Source organism: Streptomyces sp. NPDC088553, assembly GCF_044752965.1.
In the GTDB taxonomy this organism is placed as follows: domain Bacteria; phylum Actinomycetota; class Actinomycetes; order Streptomycetales; family Streptomycetaceae; genus Streptomyces.
Map to the genome: position 1 here is coordinate 639,557 of NZ_JBIVMG010000003.1, position 18,807 is coordinate 658,363.

Below are 18,807 nucleotides of genomic sequence, written 5' to 3' on the forward strand. Positions count from 1 at the left end.
CACCCGGAGGCACCGGCCCACCCTTCCCGCCACTTCAGCCCGTGGAGCCCTCGGCCCCCTTCGGCTCCCCCGTCGACTCCTCCGCCTTCTCCTCCGACTCCTTCTTCGCCCGGCTCGGCTGCACGCGCTTCGGTTCGCCCGGCATCTTCGGATACTCCGGCGGGTACGGCAGGTCCCCGAGGCCGTGGTCCGCCTCGTCCCGCCGGGCCAGTTCGAGCAGGGACTCCAGGCTGAACCGTTCGTCGTCCATGTCGGCGTGGACATCGCCCACCTCGGCGTACCGGACCGGCATCGTCCTGATGTCGAAGTCCCGCGGAACGGCGTCGTCGACCTCATCCCATCGCAGCGGCGCCGACACGGGCGCGTGCGCGCGTGGGCGTACGGAGTAGGCGGAGGCGATCGTGCGGTCCCGGGCCGTCTGGTTGTAGTCGACGAAGATCCGCTCGCCGCGCTCCTCCTTCCACCACTTGATGGTGACCTGCTCCGGCATGCGCCGTTCCAGCTCCCGCCCGCAGGCGATGGCCGCCCGCCTGACCTGCGTGAACGTCCAGTTCGGCAGGATCGGGACGAAGACGTGGATGCCCCGTCCGCCGGAGGTCTTCGGCCAGCCACGCAGTCCGTGCTCGTCGAGGACGGCGCGCAGTTCGTGGGCGGCGCGGACGGCGTCCGCGTAGTCCGTGCCGGGCTGCGGGTCGAGGTCGATGCGGAGTTCGTCGGGGTGATCGGTGTCGTCCCGGCGTACCGGCCAGGGATGGAAGGTGACGGCGCCGAGGTTGGCGGCCCAGAGCACGGCCGCCGGCTCGGTGGGGCACATCTCGTCGGCGGAGCGGCCGCTGGGGAAGGTGATGTGGGCGGTCGGGATCCAGTCGGGGAGGTACTTCGGGGCGCGCTTCTGGAAGAACGACTCGCCGGCCACCCCGTCGGGGTAGCGCTCCAGGGTGGTGGGGCGGTCGCGCAGGGCGCGGGTGATGCCGTCGCCGACGGCCAGGTAGTAGCTGACCATGTCGAGCTTGGTGTAGCCGGGTTCGGGGAAGTACACCTTGTCCGGATTGGACACGCGTACGGTCCGGTCGCCGACTTCCAGTTCCACCGCTGCCGCCTTGCCTGCCATGCCGGCCAGCCTAGGGCTCGCCGACAACTCCCGCATACCGGACAATCGCCTCATGGATCTTCCGGTGATGCCGCCCGTGAAACCGATGCTCGCCAAGTCGGTGAAGCGGATCCCGCCCGGGATGCAGTACGAGGCGAAGTGGGACGGCTTCCGCGCGATCGTGCACCGCGACGGGCCGGAACTCGTCATCGGCAGCCGTACCGGCAAGCCGCTCACCCGCTACTTCCCGGAGCTGGTCGAGGCGCTCGCGGCCCGGCTGCCGGAGCGCTGCGTGGTCGACGGCGAGATCGTCATCGAGCACGGCGGTCACCTCGACTTCGACCGGCTCAGCGAGCGGATCCACCCGGCCGACTCCCGGGTCCGCATGCTGGCCGAGACGACCCCGGCGCTGTTCGTCGCCTTCGACCTGCTCGCCCTCGGGGACGAGTCGCTGCTCGACACTCCGCTGAGCGAGCGCCGGGAGGCCCTGGAGCGCGTGCTCGCCGGCGTGGACGCGCCGGTGCATCTGGCACCGGCCACACGGGACGCCGAACTCGCCGCCCAGTGGTTCGAGCAGTACGAGGGCGCCGGCCTCGACGGGGTGATCGCCAAGCCGCTCGACCTGCCGTACCGGCCGGACACCCGCCTCATGTACAAGATCAAGCACGAACGGACGGCGGACGTCGTGGTGGCCGGCTACCGCTTCCACAAGAGCGGACCGGTGGTCGGCTCGCTGCTGCTCGGTCTGTACGACGACAAGGGCGCCCTCCAGCACGTCGGCGTGTGCGCGGCGTTCACGGCGCAGCGGCGCGCCGAGTTGATCGAGGAGCTCGAACCGCTCCGGATGGACCCGCCGGACGGACACCCCTGGGCGGCCTGGGCGGAGGAGGCGGCCCACGCGGGGGCCCGGCTGCCGGGCGCGCCGAGCCGCTGGTCGGGGAAGAAGGACCTGTCGTGGGTGGCGCTGCGGCCCGAGCGGGTCTGCGAGGTCGGGTACGACCACATGGAGGGCGACCGCTTCCGGCACACGGCGCAGTTCAAGCGCTGGCGCCCGGACCGCGATCCGCGGTCCTGCGGGTACGGACAGCTGGACGAGCCCGTCTCGTACGACCTGTCCGAGATCCTGACGTAGTGCCCGGACACTGTCCGGAGGACGCCGATCCGCCGAGTGAGATGCTTCACATTCGGCGGGCGTCCCGCCGCCCCCAACACCCCGACATCACGCACGCGTTCGTCGTACACGCGCGCGATACGCAGGGACGGTGAACAATCCCGTGCCGGCCACCCGGGCCCGTACCTGCGAGAACGTCACCGGCCGGGCCCGGCGGCCGGGCCCGCTCCCCCGCCCGGGCTCCCGCACACCCCTCCGGGGCGCCGTCGCGTCGTTGCCCCACCGCGACATCGCCGTGCCTGAACCCGTACGGCGATCCGGTACGTATGGAGAGCAGAACCCTTCCGTACGCTTCCCGGACCCACTAGGACTGACCCGTGATCACCTCGCCCTCGCGCCTCGTACCCGTCCCGATCCCCGACCGTGTGGCCGCGCTGATCGGCTCCTGCCTGCCGCTGCACGTCCTCCAGGCCGAGATCGACGCGGACTGCGCGGCGCGCGAGGTGTACCGCTTCCGGGGACCGCTCTGCGCGGAGGACCGGGCGGACCGGGAGCACGCCCTCGCCGCGCTCGCCCGGGCCAACAAGATCCTCGCCAAGCACCACCCGAAGCTGCCGGTCACGCCCTGACGGGTCGGCCTGTGCCGCCCTGACGGATCGGCCCGTCACGCCCTGACGGACCGGCCCGTCACCCCCTGACGGATCGGCCGGACCGCTCCCCGCCGGTCCGCCCGTTCGGCCGTCCCCCGCATGCACCCGGTCGGGGCCGATGTGACGCTGCGAGAGTGACCACGACCAGCGACGCAGCGCCCGCGCCCCCTGCTCCGGCCGCCACCGAGCCACCCGTGCTCGACCGCCGCCGCCGCAACATCGTCTTCGGCACGATCATGCTGGGTGTCCTCCTCGCCGCGCTCGACCAGACGATCGTCGGCACCGCCCTGCCCACGATCGTCTCGGACCTCGGCGGCGCCGCCCACATGTCGTGGGTGGTCACCGCGTACCTGCTCGCCGAGACGGTCGCGACCGTCCTCGTCGGCAAGTTCGGCGATCTCTTCGGCCGCAAGGTGATCTTCCAGATCTCGGCGATCGTCTTCATCACGGGCTCGTTCCTCTCTGGACTCGCCACCAACATGACGCTGCTGATCGTCTGGCGCGGCCTCCAGGGCGTCGGCGCGGGCGGCCTGATGGTCACCTCGATGGCGCTCATCGCCGATGTGATCCCGCTGCGCGAACGCGGCAAGTACCAGGGCGCGATCGGCGCCGTGTTCGGGGTCTCCACCGTCATCGGCCCGCTGCTCGGCGGTCTGTTCACCGACCATCTCAGCTGGCGCTGGGCCTTCTACGTCAACGTGCCCATCGCCATCCTGGTCGTGATCGCCGCCGCCCGCACGATCCCCTCCGTACGCTCGGCGAGCAAGCCGGTCATCGACTACGCGGGCATCGCGCTGGTCGCCGTCGGAGCCAGCGCGCTGATCCTGGCGACCAGTTGGGGCGGCAACGAGTACGCCTGGACGTCCCCCGTCATCATCGGTCTGTTCGTCGGCGGTGTCGTCGCGCTCGGGCTGTTCTGCTGGGTGGAGACGCGCGCGGCCGAACCCATGCTGCCGATGCGGCTGTTCGGCAATCCGGTCTTCACCGTCTGCTCCGTGCTGAGCTTCGTCGTCGGCTTCGCCATGCTCGGCGCGATGACGTTCCTGCCGACCTACCTCCAGTACGTGGACGGGGACTCGGCGACCGTCTCCGGCATCCGCACCCTCCCCATGGTCGTCGGTCTGCTCATCGCGTCCATCTTCAGCGGCAACGTGGTCAGCAAGACGGGCCACTACCGGATCTTCCCGATCGTCGGCTGTCTGGTGATGGGCCTCGGGCTCTATCTCCTGTCCTTGATGGAGCCGGGCACCAGCACGTGGCTCGCGTCGCTGTACATGTTCGTGCTCGGCGTCGGCATCGGTCTGTGCATGCAGGTCCTCACCATCGCCGTGCAGAACACCGTCGAGTACGCCGACCTCGGCACCGCCACCTCCGGCGTCACCTTCTTCCGCACGCTCGGCAGCTCCTTCGGCACCGCCGTCTTCGGCACGATCTACGTCAACTCCCTCACCCCCAACCTCCGGGCCGGGGTCGCGGAGGCCGCGACCGTCGCCGGGAGCCAGGGCCTGGACCCGTCGGCCGTCGCGCGGGCGGCACAGAGCCCGGACGGCGTGCACGGCCTGCCGGAGCAGGTGGCGGAACCCATCGTCAACGCCTACGCCGACACCCTCCACACCGTCTTCCTGTGGACGGTGCCGGTCGCCGCCGTCGGCTTCGTCGTCGCGCTCTTCCTCAAGCAGGTGACGCTCCGCGACTCGGCGCGCGCCGCCGCACCCGACATGGGCGAGGGCTTCTCCGCGCCGACCTCGTCGGGCGACTCCGCGCAGCACCTGGAACTGGTCGTGGGCCGGATCATGCGCCGGATCGACATGGCGACGGCGCGGCGGATCCTCGACGCCTCCGACACCCGGCTCGACACGGCCGGGGCGTGGGCGGTGATGCAGGTCGAGCTCTACACACGGACGGTCGGCCACGCGAGCCTTGGACTGATCTCGGCGGGGCGGCGGGTCCCGCCCGAGGTGCTGCTGCCGGTCTTCGACCGGATGGTCGACGAGGGCTTCCTGACCCGCGACGGCCATCTGCTCTCCCACACCCCGGCCGGCCGGCGCGAGGCGGACGTCATCACGCACGCGTGGGGCGACTGGCTGTCCGACCGCGTCGAGCAGGAGAGCGGCCGGCCCAGCGGGCCCGAACTGCGGGTGGCGACGGACGCCATCGCCAAGAAGGTCGTCGCCGAGGACCTCGCGAACGGCCTCCCGGACCGGTCGCTCGGCAGTGACGACGACCGCGACCGCGCCCTGAGCCGGACAACCGGCGTCTGACGCGGCCCTCCGGCTTCTCGCTCCTCGCTACTCGCCGACGTCGCCGTCCACGTACACCCAGGCGCCCTCGTGCCGGGCGAAACGGCTCCGCTCGTGCAGGGCGCCGGGCTCGCCGCCGTGGACGTAGCGCGCGGTGAAGGTGACGGTGCCGTGCCGGTGGAAGGCGGTGCCGTCGGTGGCCGACTCGATCTCCAGGCCGGTCCAGCGCATCCCGGGGTCGAAGTCGACCTCGCCGGGGCGCGTCTCCGGCGCCCAGCTGCGCAGCAGATAGGCCTCGTCGTGGACGACGAAGGCGCTGTAGCGGGAGCGCATGAGGAGCTCGGCGGTGGGCGCGCCGCCGCCCGTTTCCGTGTGGAACCGGCCGCAGCACGCGCCGTACGAGGCGTCGAGACCGCACGGGCAGGGTGACTCCGGGGTCACGGCGGGCGCGGCCGGGCGGGCCGGGGACGGACGGGGGCGGGTCTTGCGTCGGGACATGCCGCCATTCTCCCCCACCGGGTACGGGGTGCAGGTGCGCCCGCCAGGGAGCGGGTGGCGGGACGGGCTCGGGGCGCCGCCGACCGGGCGGGCGCCCGGCATGTGGACGGCCGTGTGGACGCCGGGGCGGGATCCCGCTGCTCAGGGGGTGCGTCCGAGTAGCGTACGAGCATGAAACTGACGATTCTCGGAGGCGGCGGGTTCCGGGTGCCGCTGGTGTACGGCGCTCTCCTCGGCGACCACGCCGAGGGGCGGGTCACCCATGTCACCCTGTACGACCTCGACGAGGGGCGGCTCTCGGCCATCGCCAGGGTCCTGGCGGAGCAGGGCGAGGGGGTGCCGGACGCGCCCGGCGTCACGGCGACGACGGATCTGGACGAGGCGCTGCGCGGGGCCGACTTCGTGTTCTCCGCGATCCGGGTCGGCGGTCTGGAGGGCCGGGCCGCGGACGAGCGGATCGCGCTCGCCGAGGGAGTGCTCGGCCAGGAGACGGTGGGCGCCGGCGGCATCGCCTACGGGCTGCGGACCGTGCCGGTCGCGGTGCACATCGCGCGCCGGATCGCCGAACTCGCCCCGGACGCCTGGGTCATCAACTTCACCAACCCCGCGGGCCTGGTCACGGAGGCGATGTCCCGGATCCTCGGCGACCGGGTCGTCGGCATCTGCGACTCCCCCGTCGGCCTCGGCCGGCGGGTCGCTCGCATCCTGGGCGCCGACCCGGACAGGGCCTGGATCGACTATGTGGGCCTCAACCACCTGGGCTGGCTGCGGGGGTTGAGGATCGACGGCCGGGACGAGCTGCCGCGGCTGCTCGCCGACGAGGAGGCGCTCGGCTCCTTCGAGGAAGGCCGGCTCTTCGGCCCGGAGTGGCTGCGCTCCCTGGGCGCGATCCCCAACGAGTACCTGCACTACTACTACTTCAACCGGGAGGCGGTAGGGGCCTACCGGTCGGCCGAGCGGACGCGCGGAGCCTATCTGCGCGACCAACAGGGCGCCTTCTACGAGGAGATGGGGAAGACAGACACCCCGGCCCTCGCCGCCTGGCACCGTACGCTCGCCGACCGGGAGGCCACCTACATGGCCGCCAACCGGGAGGCGGCCGGGATCGGGGAGCGCGACGAGGGGGACCTGGAGTCGGGCGGCTACGAGAAGGTGGCGCTGGCCCTCATGCGGGCCATCGCGCGGGGCGAACGGGCCACGCTGATCCTCAACGTCCGCAACGGCACGACGCTCGCCGCGCTCGACGCGGACGCGGTGATCGAGGTCCCCTGCTTCGTGGACGCGAACGGCGCCCACCCGGTGTCGGTGTCCCCGCTGCCGTACCACGCGGTCGGCCTGGTGACGGCCGTGAAGGCGGTGGAGCGGGAGGTCCTCGCGGCGGCGGAGAGCGGTTCGCGGGCGACCGCCGTCAAGGCCTTCGCCCTCCATCCGCTGGTCGACTCGGTGACGGTGGCCCGCCGCCTGGTGGAGGGCTACACGGCGGAGCACGCGGGTCTGGCGTACCTACGGCACTGAGACGGCGGCCGGCACCGGCACAACTGTCGCGAAGGCATACGGCCGACGAACAACTTTACGAGAGCGGGGGTGCGGCCTAGGCTCGCGCCCCATGACCTCACAGCGCACGGGAGTTCGACGAGGGGTGGCCCGCGTCGTCGCGGTCTGCCTGCTGGCCGCCGGTCTGGTGGGAACCGTACCGGCGGCGGCCGGGACGCCGACGCCGGGTGACGGTCCGGCCGTCGTCCCCGTACAGACCACCGGCCCCGCGGACCGGCGGTTCAACCTGGTGTTCCTGGGCGACGGCTACACCGCGGCGGAGATGCCGGCGTTCCGCGCGGACCTCGACCGGCACCTGAACACCCTGTGGAGCATCGAACCCTTCGCCTCCTACCGCTCGTACATCAACGTCTGGGCGGTGGAGGCCCCTTCGGCCGAGTCGGGCGTGGACTGCGACCCCGGCCTGGACGCCCCCGCCCGCGACACCGCGCTCGACATGGGGTTCTGGGGCGGCTGCGATCCCAGCAGCGTGCAGCGGCTGCTGACCGTCGACAGCCGGAAGGCCGCCGCGCTCGCCGATCTCGTCCCGGGCACGAGCGGCGCCAACCGGCAGATCGTCGCCCTCGCCCACAGCTCCACCTACGGCGGGGCGGGCGGCGGTTATGCCACCGCGTCCGGCGGCAACGCCCTCTCGTCCCTCATCACCCCGCACGAGATAGGCCATTCGCTCGGCGGCCTGCAGGACGAGTACGACTACTACGCGCGTGGAGTGCCGGGCGAGACGTACTCCGGCCCGGAGCCCTCCTCCACGCACCACACGCTCCTGACCGAACGTCAGATGCTGGCACAGCGGGCCAAGTGGTGGCGCTGGCTCGGCGAGGAGAGCGAGTCGGGCGGCGTCATCGGCCGCCACGAGGGCGGCATGTACAGCACGAAGGGCGTCTGGCGCCCGAGCCGTCACTCCCTGATGAAGACCCTCGGCTACGCCTTCGACCAGGTGGAGCGCGAGGTGATGGTCCGGGCGATCTCCACCAAGGTCAATCTGATCCAGGACCACACGCCGAACACCTCCCCCCTCGGGGCCGACCGGACGGTGTGGGTCGACACCCTGCACCCGGTGGGCGGCGCGCTCACCGTGACCTGGCGGCTGGACGGGCGGACGCTGCCCACCCGCGGCGCCCGCACCGTCGACCTGCGCACCCTGCGACTCTCCCCCGGGGCGCACACGCTCACGGCGACCGTCACCGACCCGACGCCCTTCGTCCGCGACCCGGCGGTCCGCGCCTCGGCGGCGCTCACCCGGACCGTCGCATGGACGGTGGACCCGGCCCTCACCACCGTGCGCGACGGCACCGCGGCCGCGTTCACCGGCCACACCCCCCTCGGGGCGCCCGTCGGTGCCCGGTCGGTCGTCCACGCCGACACCACCCACCCGGTGGACCGGACCCCGGCCGTACGCTGGCGACTTGACGGCCGACCCGTCGCGACCGGCGCCAACGACCGCGACCTGGACCTGCGTTCACTCCCCATGACCACGGGCACCCACACGCTGACGGCCCGCGTCGCGGGGACGGACGAGGAGCTGAGCTGGACCGTGGACGCCCGCCCGGCGACGACCTCGTACGAACTCTCCGAACCGCTGCGCACGGTGGGCCGGCACGGCCGTCCCGTGGAGTACGTGTACGACGGGCCGTTCACGATGCGGCTCACCGCGCGGGACGACCAGGAGGGCGCGGTGGTGAGCCAGTTCCGGGTCGACGGCGACGGCTGGTACACGTACTACGGCTGGCCGACGGACGCGGACGCGCCGTTCCGCTTCTCCCCGGGCGGCACGGTGATCGACGACCTCGTGTACGGGAAGCTGGGCCGGAGCCGCGCGGTGCCGTGGGACGACGCGACCCCCGACTACGGCACCCACAGGATCGAGTACCGCACCATCGACGCGGCCGGCAACATCGGCCGGACCGGCGAGTTCCTGGTGACGCTGGTGGAGCCGTAGCGCACGCCGGAGGAAACCCGGTACGCGAGGAGGCCCCGCCGACGGATCGGCGGGGCCTCCTCGCGTACGAACGGGATCAGGGCTTGCGGGCCACCGCGGCCCACCCGGGGATGGGCTCGTCGCCCGGCACCGGAACCGGCTCGCCCAGCTCCGGGTGCCACTCGGCGGTGAGCGAGACCCCGGGCTCGACGAACTCCATGCCGTCGAAGAACGCGGCGAGCTCGTCCCGCGACCGCGGCCGCAGTGTCAGCCCGCGCGCCTTGTACATCGCGACCGCCTCCGCCGCGCCCTCGGGGTTGAAGTCCCCGGTGACATGGGAGAGGACCAGGTAGCTGCCCGGCGCGAGCTGGTCCACGAGCTTGCCGACCAGGTCGTACGCGTTGTCCTCGTCCCCCACGAAGTGCAGCAGGGCGAGCATCGACAGCGCGATGGGCTGATCGAAGTCAAGGACCTTTCCGGCCCTTTCGAGGATGATCTCGGGTTCGCGGGCGTCCGCCTGGATGTACTCGGTGGCCCCTTCCGGGGTCGAGCGCAGCAGGGCGGCCGCGTGCGCGAGCACGATCGGGTCGTTGTCGCAGTAGACGATGCGGGACTCCGGAGCCGCCTGCTGCGCGATCTGGTGCAGGTTGGGCTCGGTCGGGATGCCCGTACCGATGTCCAGGTACTGGCGGACGCCGTGGGCGCTGAGCCAGCGGATGGCGCGGTGCATGAAGGCCCGGTTGACGCGGGCCATGTCCCGGCCGCGGGCGTCGACGGTGAGCAGCTGGCGTGCCATCGCCTCGTCGACCGGGTAGTTGTCCTTGCCGCCCAGGAACCAGTCGTACATGCGCGCCGGATGCGGCGTGCTGGTGTCGATCCGTATCTCACTCCGCGGGGATGCGGGGTCCTGGGTCATCGGCGCTCCTGGTCGGGATGAACGAGTGGCACTACAACAAGAGTTACGCGACGGTAGGGGTGGGACGGAAGAGGTCAGGTGAGCAGAAAGTCAGCCTGACCGGATTTGGCCCCCTGGATGAAAGCTGCGATCTCCCCGTGGGTGTAGATGAGCGCTGGTCCCTCAGGGTCTGCGGACTGTCGCACGGCGACTCTGCCGTCGGCCAGCTTCATGGCCTCCACGCAGTTGCCCCCGTTCCCGCCGCTCCACGGCTTGTGCCAGCCCTCGGCACCGAGCTCAGCGGCGGGCATGCCGTTGTATATGCGATCCATTCACAGCTCCTTGCGGAGATTCCGGAGAATCTCCTTCGTGCGTTGTGCAGTCGCGGCCTGAGCCGCCATGCGGTCCATGACCTCCAGGTGGGATGCCACCTCGGGGCGCGCGTCGAGATAGACGGCGCCGGTCAGGTACTCGCTGTAGACCATGTCCGGCAGTTCGGGCATGGCGAAGCGGAAGAGGACGAACGGTCCGTAGGTGCCGGGGTGGTGGCCGGACGCGAACTCCGCGATCTGCAGGGTGACGTTCGGCAGCTCCGACGCTTCGAGCAGCCGGTCGAGCTGGTCGCGCATCACTTCGGGCCCGGCGCCGACCGGTCGGCGGAACACCGTCTCGTCCATGATCACCCAGAACTTCGGGGCGTCCTCCCTGGTCAGCAGGGACTGGCGCTCCATCCGTAGGGCTACATGCCGCTCGGCATCCTCGTCCTTGCCGGCATCACTGCCGCCACCGACCGCCCCGCTGCGCAGAATGGCGCGGGCGTAGTCCTCGGTCTGGAGCAGACCGGGGACGAACTGGGGCTCGTACGCCCGGATGAGGCTGGCCGCCCCCTCCAGGCTGACGTACATGGAGAACCAGCCGGGCAGCACGTCGTGGAACCGCTGCCACCAGCCGGGGAGATTGGCCTCCTCCGCGAGGGCGATGAACCCCTCGGCCTCGGAGTCCGTGATCCCGTACTCCCTCAACAGGAGCTGCACGTACGGAATCTTCAGTGCGACCTCGGCGGTCTCCATCCGCCGGACGGTGGCCGGGGCCACCCGGAGGACCTTCGCGGCCTCTTCCCTCTTCAGGCCGGCCCGCTCCCGCAGATCCTGCAGGCGCCTGCCGAGAACGACCTGTCCCACCGTGGGGGCGGACCGCGGCTCGCTCACTCTCAGACCTCCCCGACGCACTGTTTCGACGAGTGTGCCACGAAGCCGGGCCAGAGAGAACACAGCACTCTGGAATTTTCAGAGTGCCACTTGCCAAGTGTCCGACTCAGGAGGACAGTGTTCCGGTGTGAACCAGTACACGCTGCCGCCGTGCGCCACCGCGCCACGGCGACAGCGCCGTACAGGCACTCCTGCCCCTTGTTGTGAGGAACCGGTCGTGGCTTCTGGTAACGCGCAGCCTTCAGGTCTCATGAGTCCCCGAGTCATGGCCCAGCGCCCGCAGCCCCAGATCGATACCGATGGCGTCCGCCGCTTCGCGTTCGAGCTCCCCGCCCTCACGTCGTCCGTCGCACGCGCCCGCAGGCTCGCGGAGGAACGGCTCATCCTCTGGGGCTGCGGCCCCGACATCCGCGACACGGTGGCCCTGGTCGTCTCCGAACTCGTCACCAACGCCGTGGTGCACACCGCGAGCGACCGGTTCATATGCGAGCTCCGCGAGGGCGAGGACACGCTGCGCATATCCGTGCGCGACGAGGGCGGCCCGGCGGACCCCCGGATACGCGACTGCGGCGAGGACGAACGCGGCCGCGGACTCCTCATCGTCGACGCGCTGTGCACCGCCTGGGGAGCCGACCGCACCGGCCACGGAACGGCCCAGGTCGTCTGGGCGGAACTGGCCCACGGCATGGGGGAAACGTGCTGAGGTCGATGGCCACCCGCATGATCCCGCTGCTCCCCGGGACCCGCAGGTCCCTCACCGGCGAACGCGTACCGGAAACCCGCCGCTCCGCCGAACTCCGCCCCGGCACCCCGGGCACCCCCGGCTCCGCCCGCCCCCGCGAACTGGGCGCCACCCGCCTCGCCGTCCCCGTCGGACTGCACACCGGCCTCGGCTGCGACGCCGTCGGCGTCCCCGCCCGCTTCGGCTTCAAGATCCTCTCCCGCCTCCCCGCCAAGGGCTGCGTCTACGCCGACTCCGACTGGTGGTGGTGGCTGGTCCCGGCCGGCTCCGACCAGGACGTCACCTGGCCCCTGCCCGCCTGCTACGCGCGTGGCGCCGAGATCCCGGACCGCCGGCCGCGCCTCATCCACCACCCCGACGGCACCTCCCCCTACACTCCGCCGATCCCCCTCTACCTGCTGATCTGCCAGCTGACCGGCATCGCGCCGTCCTGGGCGGGACCGCCGGTGAGCAGCGCGCGCTGACCGGCGGGGTCCTACGCGGGCGCACTCGCCCGCCCACGTTCGGTGACGACACAAGGTCGGACGATCCCCGCCCCGCGTGGCCCCTGAACGCATAGGGTCGGGGACATGTTCACCCCGCAGGGTCCCAGCCTCCGCGAGCTGACCGTCCAGGCCCTCTCCTCCGTCGAGCACGGCTACGACCTGCTCGCGAACAAGTTCGACGCGACACCGTTCCGCACCTCGGACCGCCTGCTGACCGCGGTCGGCCACACTCTGGAGACCCTCGGCCCCTTCGACTCCGGCCTCGACGTCTGCTGCGGCACCGGCGCCGGACTCGGCGTCCTCCGCTCGGTGTGCGCGGGCCCGGTCACCGGCGTCGACTTCAGTACGGGCATGCTGACCCGGGCCCGCGAGGCCCACCCCACCGCCGGCCTGGTCCGCGCCGACGCCCTGGCCCTGCCCTTCGCGCCGGTCTTCGACCTGGCGGTCAGCTTCGGCGCCTTCGGCCACTTCCTGCCGGACGAGCAGCGCACGCTGTTCGCCCAGGTCCACGCCTCCCTGCGCCCCGGCGGCACGTTCGCCTTCCCCATCGGGGCCCCGCCCCCGGTCGGCTCCCGCCTCTACTGGATCCTCTGGGGCTTCGACGCCACGATGCGCGTCCGCAACGCGGTCTGGCGCCCGCCGTTCGTCATGTACTACCGCACCTTCCGCCTCGGCGACGTCCGCGCCCGCCTGGAGGGCGCGGGCTTCGATGTCGCCTTCACGGCCGTCGACGCCCTGGGCACCCGCGAGGACGGAAGCCCACGGTGCCGCCTGGTGGTGGCACGCAAGAAGTAGGAACCGCTACCCGACGTCGCCGCTCCAGAACAGGGCGGGCCGGTCGTGGCCGACCCCCACCTCGACGTCGAGGACGGGGTTCTCGGCCGGTGGCAGGTCGAATCCGTAGCCGCCCACGGCCTTCTTTCCCGGCAGCAGCGTGCCCGACAGCCCCAGTCCGAGATGGGGCGGCGCGCCGCCGAACACCCGAGTGCCCTCCCGGCCCTCACCGTCCCTGACCTGCACCACCACGGTCGCGAGGTCCAGCCGCTGGTCGCCACCGTTGTGCACGGTGATCTGCAGGGCCACCGCCAGGTTGCCCTCCAGGTGCCCGGCCGCGGAGTCCGACGGCGTGAACGGGACCGGCGCCGACACGGTGACCTCGACCCCGTCCTCGTACCCCTGCGTCTGCCCGAAGGCGCGCGCGGCCCCCTCACCGGTGGCGGTGCGGGAGGTGGGCGGGGTCGACGTGGGCGGGCTGGAGATCCGCGGCGCGGTGGCCGACCCGGACGGTGACACCGAGGCGGGAGGCGGCGAGGGCGAGTCACCCGCCGTGCCACCGCCGCGGTCGCCACCGCCGAAGGCTCCCGCGCCGATCAGGACGCCCACCAGGCCGACGACGAGGACCAGCCCGCCCACCACGGCGATGAGAAGGACCCGCCGGCGGAGCGGCGGGGGATCCGGTGACGACGGGGTGCTCAGCGGGCCGGAGGGCGGACCCGCGGGTGGTCTGCCGCCGTCCGAGGGCGTCGGTCCGGGACTCCGTCCTTCGACCATGGCGTGCCTCCGCCACTCGCACGACGGCACGGGCCGCCGCGCGGTTCAGGCCTTCTTGACCACGCTGGACTTGAGCTGCATGGCGCCGAAGCCGTCGATCCTGCAGTCGATGTCGTGTCCGTCGACGCCGTCGACCAGGCGGATGTTGCGCACCTTGGTGCCCGCCTTGATCCCGGAGGGGTTCCCCTTGACCTTGAGGGCCTTCACGACGGTCACCGTGTCGCCGTCGTTCAGCACATTGCCGACGGCGTCCTTGATCACGCGCTCCCCGCCCGCCTCCGCGCCCGCGGCGGCGCTCGCGCCGTCGGCGGCCGGCACCCACTCGTGTCCGCACTCGGGGCACACCACCAGATTGTTCATCTCGTAGGTGTACTCGCTGGAGCACTGGGTGCAGGCGGGAATGTTCTCGATCACTCCCCCAGGATAGGCGGCGACTCCTCCTGCCGCCCCGGGTCGCCGGGGCACCGCGCACAACGCGAAATGCCGGTCGATACGAGATCGACCGGCATTCCGGCTGGTGTCCGAGGGGGGACTTGAACCCCCACGCCCGATAAAGGGCACTAGCACCTCAAGCTAGCGCGTCTGCCATTCCGCCACCCGGACAAGGTGTCTGCCGCTGCGGGGTTTCCCTCGCGGCGACAGATGTAACTCTACCAGGGGTTCCAGGTGGCTTTCACCAGCGTTTTCCGTGGTCAGTGGGGTGAAGCCACCCCACAGTCCTTGATCAAGTCCGGATTCTCCCGACCGTACGCACGGAGTGCCGCCGCTCGCTCACCCAGAGTGCGGCGGGCCGGCGCCCGGCGGGTGGGTCGGTGGCCGCGGGAGGGGTCGGTCGACACGGGAGGGTCAGTGGCCCTTCTCCCGCAGCGAGTGGAGGTGGGCGCTGGACTTGCGGGCGAAGGCCAGCGAGTCGACGGGGTTGTCGTGCTCGGCCTGCCAGTGGTGGGCGTTCCTGCCGTGGCGGGTGCGGTTGACCGCCGAGATGAAGCGCCGGTAGTCGATGTCGCCGTCACCGACGTCCGTCATCCGGTAGCCGTAGGGGACGGCGGAGTCGTCCCGGTCGCCGTCCTTCACGTGGAAGAGCGGATAGCGGTGGGGCTGGTCGAGGACGTAGTCGAGCGGATCGAACGGGGCGGGGGTGCCGTCCGGTCGGACCGAGTAGCGGTACTGGCCGACGTACGCCCAGAAGATGTCCATCTCCAGGTGCACCAGGTCGGAGTCGGTCTCCGCCAGCAGGACGTCGTAGAGGCGTACGTCGGGGCGGTCGCTGGCGAAGGAGAACTCCTCCGAGTGGTTGTGCTGGTAGAACTTCATGCCGCGCTTCCTCGCCGCGGCGCCGAACCGGTTGAACTCCTCCGCGCACCGCTTCCAGCCGTCGACGGTGGAGCCGTAGCGCCAGGGTCCGGATGCGGTGCCGATGTGCGGCAGGCCCAGGGCGGCCGCGTCGTCGAGGACGCGGTCGAGGTTCTGGGCGAAGGTGTACGCGCCGGGGTCGCTCGCGTAGTAGCCGACATGGCTGCCGATCGGGCGCAGACCGTGGTCGCGGGTGAGGCGCTTGAGCTGGGCGAGGCTGATGGGGCCGGCGGAGCCCTGGCTGTACCCGGCGTACTCGACCTCGTCGTAGCCGTACTTCTGCAGCTCGGCGAAGACGGCGGCGAAGCCGAGGGTCGCGACCTTGTCGCGCAGCGAGTAGAGCTGGATGCCGAGGCGGCCGGGCGGCAGGACGGGGCGGCCGTGCCCGTGACCATGGCCCGTCGACGCGGTGGCCTCGGCCGCCGCGGCGGCAGGGGCCGCCGCCCCGAGCAGCGCGGCGGCGGTCGCGCCGGCGGCGACGCCCAGCATGTTCCGCCTGCTGAGCCTGTGGACGAGCTCGGGGTCGTTGACGGCTTCGGTACGGCGAGTTCGACTCATCTGTGGATAACTCCTTGGCTGTCGGAAAGGCCTGCTTCACTGGATTCAGCCGGCGGGAACGGCGGGGCTCCGGAGCGATCCGAAGGGATCGGGTCGGAGCGGTCGGGTCGGAGCGATCGGAGGGATTCGGTCGGATCGGAGCGGTCGGAGGGATTCGTTCGGTCGAGCGGGTTCAGGTCGAGGTCTCCGTGACCCCGGCCAGCCTCAGCAGCAGGTTCTTCACATCGGTGGCCGCGACGCGGCCGTCCAGGGCGCGGGGGGTGGAGCACAGGATGAGCGGACCTTCGTCGTCGCTCGCGGGGAGGCGGCCATGGCTGCCGCGAAGAGGTGAGGGGTCGAGAGGGACGACCGCGAGCCGGTACCGCATACCGAGCTTCTTGCGGGCGATCTCCCTGGCGGCCTTGATCCGCACGTAGGGGTCGAGCGGGTCCATGAGGAGTTCGGCGGGGTCGTAGCCGGGCTTGCGGTGGATCTCGACGAGCTGCGCGAAGTCGGGGGCTCGGGCGTCGTCGAGCCAGTAGTAGTACGTGAACCAGGCGTCGGGCTCGGCGAGGGCGACCAGCTCCCCCGAGCGCGGATGGTCGAGGCCGTGTTCCTTCTTGCCGTCGTCGTCGAGGAGCCGTTCCAGACCGGGGAGGTCGGCGAGGGCTTCCCGGACGGCGGGCAGATCGGCGGGGCGCTTGACGTAGACGTGGGCGATCTGGTGGTCGGCGACGGCGAACGCCCGGGAGGTCATGGGGTCCAGGTACTCCATGCCGTCCTGGGTGTGGACCTCCAGGAGGCCTGCGCGCCGCAGGGCGCGGTTGATGTCGACGGGGCGCTCGACCCGGGTGATGCCGTACTCGGAGAGGACCACGACCGTACGGCCCTCGGCCCGCGCCTCGGCGAGGAGCGGCGCGAGGACGGTGTCGAGCGCGGCCGCGGCCCGGAAGGAGCGCGGGTCGTCGGGGCCGTAGCGCTGGAGGTCGTAGTCCAGGTGCGGGACGTAGCAGAGGGCGAGGTCGGGGCGGCGGGTGCGCAGGATGTGACGGGTGGCGTCGACGATCCAGCGGCTGGAGACGAGGTCGGCGCCGGGGCCCCAGAAGTGGAAGAGGGGGAAGGTGCCGAGTTTCTCGGTGAGTTCGTCGTGCAGGGCCGGGGGCCGGGTGTAGCAGTCGGGTTCCTTGCGTCCGTCGGCGTAGTAGACGGGGCGTGGGGTGACGGTGATGTCGGTGTCGGCGCCCATCGCGTACCACCAGCAGATGTTGGCGACGGTGTAGTCGGGGTGGGTGCGGCGGGCGGCGTCCCAGAGGCGGTCGCCGGAGACGAGACCGTTGTGCTGGCGCCACAGCAGGACGTCACCGAGGTCGCGGAAGTACCAGCCGTTGCCGACGATGCCGTGCTCGGCGGGGAGGGTGCCGGTGAGGAAGGTGGTCTGGGCGGTGCAGGTGACGGCGGGGAGGACGGTGGAGAGCGGGGCCTGGGAGCCGCCGCGGGCCAGGGCGGCCAGGTGGGGCATGTGCGGCAGGAGCCGTGGGGTGAGACCGACGACGTCGAGGACAAGGAGGGGCGTGGGTGCGGGTGTGGCAGCGGATGTGTGGGGGGCTGCGGGTGCGGGGTCGCTCATGGCAGTTCCTTGAGGCCGAGGTCGGTCAGCAGGTCGCGGGCCAGGGTCAGTTCGGCGGCGATGCCGTCGGCGAGCCGGGCCCTGGTGCGGGGACGGCTCTCGGGAGGAAGGGCCTGCCAGGTGTACGTCTCGACCTCCAGGTGGTGGGTGCGCGGGTGCGGGCCGCCGACGAGGAGGGCGAGGGTGTCCTGGAGGACGGGGAGCGTGGAACTGAGCGGAGGGGCGGGGGGAGCGTGCAGGGGGACGTGGAAGTGGGCGCGCCAGGGCGTCGCGTCGGGGAGACCGGGGGCGGTCGCGGCGTGGTGGTCGGAGGTGGCGAGCGCCTCGGGGAGGTCGTCGGTGCCCCGGAGGCCGGCGGCGGTCCTGGTACGGGTCTGATGGAGGAAGCGGGGCTCGGCGAACGCGGCGAGCGCGGCCCTGACCTCGGGGAGGTGCGGGTGCTCCGCGTGGAGTGCGGCGGAGAGCTGCGCCTTGGGCACGGGGATGCCGGCGGCGGCGAGCGAGTCCAGGGCGGTGCGCGGGTCCTCGAAGGAGGTCGCGAGATGACAGGTGTCGAGGCAGACGCCGATACGGGGGGTCGGGGCGGGGCCCGGGTGCGGGCTCGGTGCGGGGATCGAGCCCGGCGCGGGGCTCGTGCCCGACGCGGCGCTCGGGCTCGGGGCGGGGATCATGCCCGACGCGGGGCTCGTGCCCGACACGGGGCTCGTGCCCGACACGGGGCTCGGGGTCGGTGCGGTGGTGAGCGCGGCGACGGCGTCGGCGACGGTCTCGACGATGCAGCCGGGTTCCGGTTCGAGCCCGATCCGGATGCTCCGCCCGGTGAGCTCCTCCAGCGCGTCGAGCCGTCCGGCGAGCGTCGCCAGGGCGGTGCGGGCGGTGGCGGCGGCCTCGGCGTCGAAGGGGGTGCGCCAGGCGAGGGGCAGGGTGGAGACGGACCCTTCGGTGACGTCCTCGGGGAGCAGCGCGGCGAGGAGCCGGGCGAGGTCGGTGGTGTGGGCGAGGCGATCGGGGTGGGTCCAGTCGGGCTGGTAGACGCGGTACTTGACCTCGTCGGCGCCGAACCCCTCGTACGGGAAGCCGTTCAGGGTGACCACTTCGAGGCCGCGCCGGTCGAGTTCGGCGCGCAGGGCGCGGAGCGAGGCCGGGTCGGTGGTGAGGGAACGGGCGGCGTCCCGGGCGAGCCAGAGGCCGATGCCGAGGCGGTCACGGCCGAGGCGGCGGCGGACCGGCTCGCAGTGGTCGCGGAGCTGGGCGAGGACGCCGTCGAGGGTCTCGGCCGGGTGCACGTTGGTGCAGTAGGCGAGGTGGACGGTGGAGCCGTCGGGGTGCCGGAAGCGCATGGGGGCGC

Annotated in this window: 18 protein-coding genes and 1 tRNA gene; 8 read left to right on the plus strand and 11 right to left on the minus strand. The window is 72.0% G+C overall.

The features are described from left to right. Positions 1–34 precede the first annotated feature (34 nt). Positions 35–1,111 (minus strand): non-homologous end-joining DNA ligase, encoded by a 1,077-nt coding sequence (gene ligD, locus ACIP8Z_RS12220; protein WP_402082011.1) that lies wholly within the window; start codon positions 1,109–1,111, stop codon positions 35–37. A 52-nt stretch (positions 1,112–1,163) separates the two neighbouring features. On the opposite strand from ligD, the gene ACIP8Z_RS12225 reads away from it, so the two are divergent. The 3 genes from ACIP8Z_RS12225 (at position 1,164) to ACIP8Z_RS12235 (ending at position 5,112) form a co-directional block, all read left to right on the plus strand. After that, a complete protein-coding gene (locus ACIP8Z_RS12225) occupies positions 1,164–2,222 on the plus strand; it encodes an ATP-dependent DNA ligase (RefSeq protein ID WP_402082013.1) in 1,059 nt (352 codons plus the stop codon). Positions 2,223–2,578: 356 nt separating this feature from the next. After that, positions 2,579–2,830: a hypothetical protein gene (locus tag ACIP8Z_RS12230; RefSeq protein WP_015037573.1), complete on the plus strand. Its 252-nt coding sequence runs from the start codon at positions 2,579–2,581 to the stop codon at positions 2,828–2,830. A gap of 155 nt (positions 2,831–2,985) precedes the next feature. Then, positions 2,986–5,112, plus strand: a complete 2,127-nt coding sequence (locus ACIP8Z_RS12235) for an MDR family MFS transporter (RefSeq protein WP_402082015.1) — start codon at positions 2,986–2,988, stop codon at positions 5,110–5,112. 27 nt (positions 5,113–5,139) lie between these two features. Here ACIP8Z_RS12235 and ACIP8Z_RS12240 read toward each other — a convergent pair whose 3' ends face one another. Next, positions 5,140–5,589 carry a YchJ family protein gene (locus ACIP8Z_RS12240; RefSeq protein WP_402082017.1) on the minus strand — a complete coding sequence of 150 codons (450 nt, stop codon included), beginning with the start codon at positions 5,587–5,589 and terminating at the stop codon, positions 5,140–5,142. Positions 5,590–5,760: 171 nt separating this feature from the next. On the opposite strand from ACIP8Z_RS12240, the gene ACIP8Z_RS12245 reads away from it, so the two are divergent. Together ACIP8Z_RS12245 and ACIP8Z_RS12250 are read left to right on the plus strand one after the other, a co-directional pair. Further along, complete coding sequence (locus tag ACIP8Z_RS12245; RefSeq protein WP_402082019.1) at positions 5,761–7,104, plus strand: 6-phospho-beta-glucosidase; 1,344 nt, start codon at positions 5,761–5,763, stop codon at positions 7,102–7,104. A 91-nt stretch (positions 7,105–7,195) separates the two neighbouring features. Next, positions 7,196–9,082: a M64 family metallopeptidase gene (locus tag ACIP8Z_RS12250; RefSeq protein ID WP_402082021.1), complete on the plus strand. Its 1,887-nt coding sequence runs from the start codon at positions 7,196–7,198 to the stop codon at positions 9,080–9,082. Between the two features lie 76 nt (positions 9,083–9,158). On the opposite strand, the gene ACIP8Z_RS12255 is transcribed toward ACIP8Z_RS12250, so the two are convergent. The 3 genes from ACIP8Z_RS12255 to ACIP8Z_RS12265 form a co-directional block, all read right to left on the minus strand. Next, the gene (locus ACIP8Z_RS12255) at positions 9,159–9,977 is read right to left on the minus strand and encodes an SAM-dependent methyltransferase (RefSeq protein WP_319313469.1); all 819 of its coding nucleotides are present in this window, start codon (positions 9,975–9,977) and stop codon (positions 9,159–9,161) included. Positions 9,978–10,051: 74 nt separating this feature from the next. After that, on the minus strand, positions 10,052–10,288 hold the full coding sequence (locus ACIP8Z_RS12260) for a DUF397 domain-containing protein (RefSeq protein WP_015037566.1): 237 nt from the start codon (positions 10,286–10,288) through the stop codon (positions 10,052–10,054). Beyond that, positions 10,289–11,164 carry a helix-turn-helix transcriptional regulator gene (locus ACIP8Z_RS12265; RefSeq protein ID WP_319313461.1) on the minus strand — a complete coding sequence of 292 codons (876 nt, stop codon included), beginning with the start codon at positions 11,162–11,164 and terminating at the stop codon, positions 10,289–10,291. It lies immediately after the preceding gene. A gap of 250 nt (positions 11,165–11,414) precedes the next feature. Between ACIP8Z_RS12265 and ACIP8Z_RS12270 the strand changes: the two genes are divergently transcribed. The 3 genes from ACIP8Z_RS12270 to ACIP8Z_RS12280 all read left to right on the plus strand — a co-directional run bounded on the left by ACIP8Z_RS12270 (position 11,415) and on the right by ACIP8Z_RS12280 (position 13,186). Further along, the gene (locus ACIP8Z_RS12270) at positions 11,415–11,867 is read left to right on the plus strand and encodes an ATP-binding protein (RefSeq protein ID WP_402082023.1); all 453 of its coding nucleotides are present in this window, start codon (positions 11,415–11,417) and stop codon (positions 11,865–11,867) included. 5 nt (positions 11,868–11,872) lie between these two features. Continuing rightward, on the plus strand, positions 11,873–12,370 hold the full coding sequence (locus tag ACIP8Z_RS12275; RefSeq protein ID WP_402082025.1) for a hypothetical protein: 498 nt from the start codon (positions 11,873–11,875) through the stop codon (positions 12,368–12,370). Between the two features lie 105 nt (positions 12,371–12,475). Continuing rightward, the gene (locus ACIP8Z_RS12280) at positions 12,476–13,186 is read left to right on the plus strand and encodes a class I SAM-dependent methyltransferase (RefSeq protein ID WP_402082027.1); all 711 of its coding nucleotides are present in this window, start codon (positions 12,476–12,478) and stop codon (positions 13,184–13,186) included. Between the two features lie 6 nt (positions 13,187–13,192). Here ACIP8Z_RS12280 and ACIP8Z_RS12285 read toward each other — a convergent pair whose 3' ends face one another. From ACIP8Z_RS12285 to eboE, 6 genes are all read right to left on the minus strand, one after another. After that, complete coding sequence (locus tag ACIP8Z_RS12285) at positions 13,193–13,804, minus strand: hypothetical protein (RefSeq protein ID WP_402082029.1); 612 nt, start codon at positions 13,802–13,804, stop codon at positions 13,193–13,195. A 183-nt stretch (positions 13,805–13,987) separates the two neighbouring features. Then, positions 13,988–14,356, minus strand: coding sequence for a zinc ribbon domain-containing protein YjdM (locus ACIP8Z_RS12290; protein WP_402082031.1), 369 nt, complete (start codon positions 14,354–14,356; stop codon positions 13,988–13,990). A 101-nt stretch (positions 14,357–14,457) separates the two neighbouring features. Continuing rightward, positions 14,458–14,545: transfer RNA gene (locus ACIP8Z_RS12295), tRNA-Leu, on the minus strand. Between the two features lie 243 nt (positions 14,546–14,788). Further along, the gene (locus ACIP8Z_RS12300; RefSeq protein ID WP_402082033.1) at positions 14,789–15,853 is read right to left on the minus strand and encodes a sugar phosphate isomerase/epimerase family protein; all 1,065 of its coding nucleotides are present in this window, start codon (positions 15,851–15,853) and stop codon (positions 14,789–14,791) included. A 172-nt stretch (positions 15,854–16,025) separates the two neighbouring features. Next, entirely contained in the window at positions 16,026–17,459 is a 1,434-nt protein-coding gene (locus ACIP8Z_RS12305) for a nucleotide pyrophosphatase/phosphodiesterase family protein (RefSeq protein ID WP_402082036.1), read from the minus strand. Beyond that, entirely contained in the window at positions 17,456–18,799 is a 1,344-nt protein-coding gene (gene eboE, locus ACIP8Z_RS12310) for a metabolite traffic protein EboE (protein ID WP_402082038.1), read from the minus strand. Before eboE ends, ACIP8Z_RS12305 begins: the two co-directional genes overlap by 4 nt. Positions 18,800–18,807: the final 8 nt, after the last annotated feature.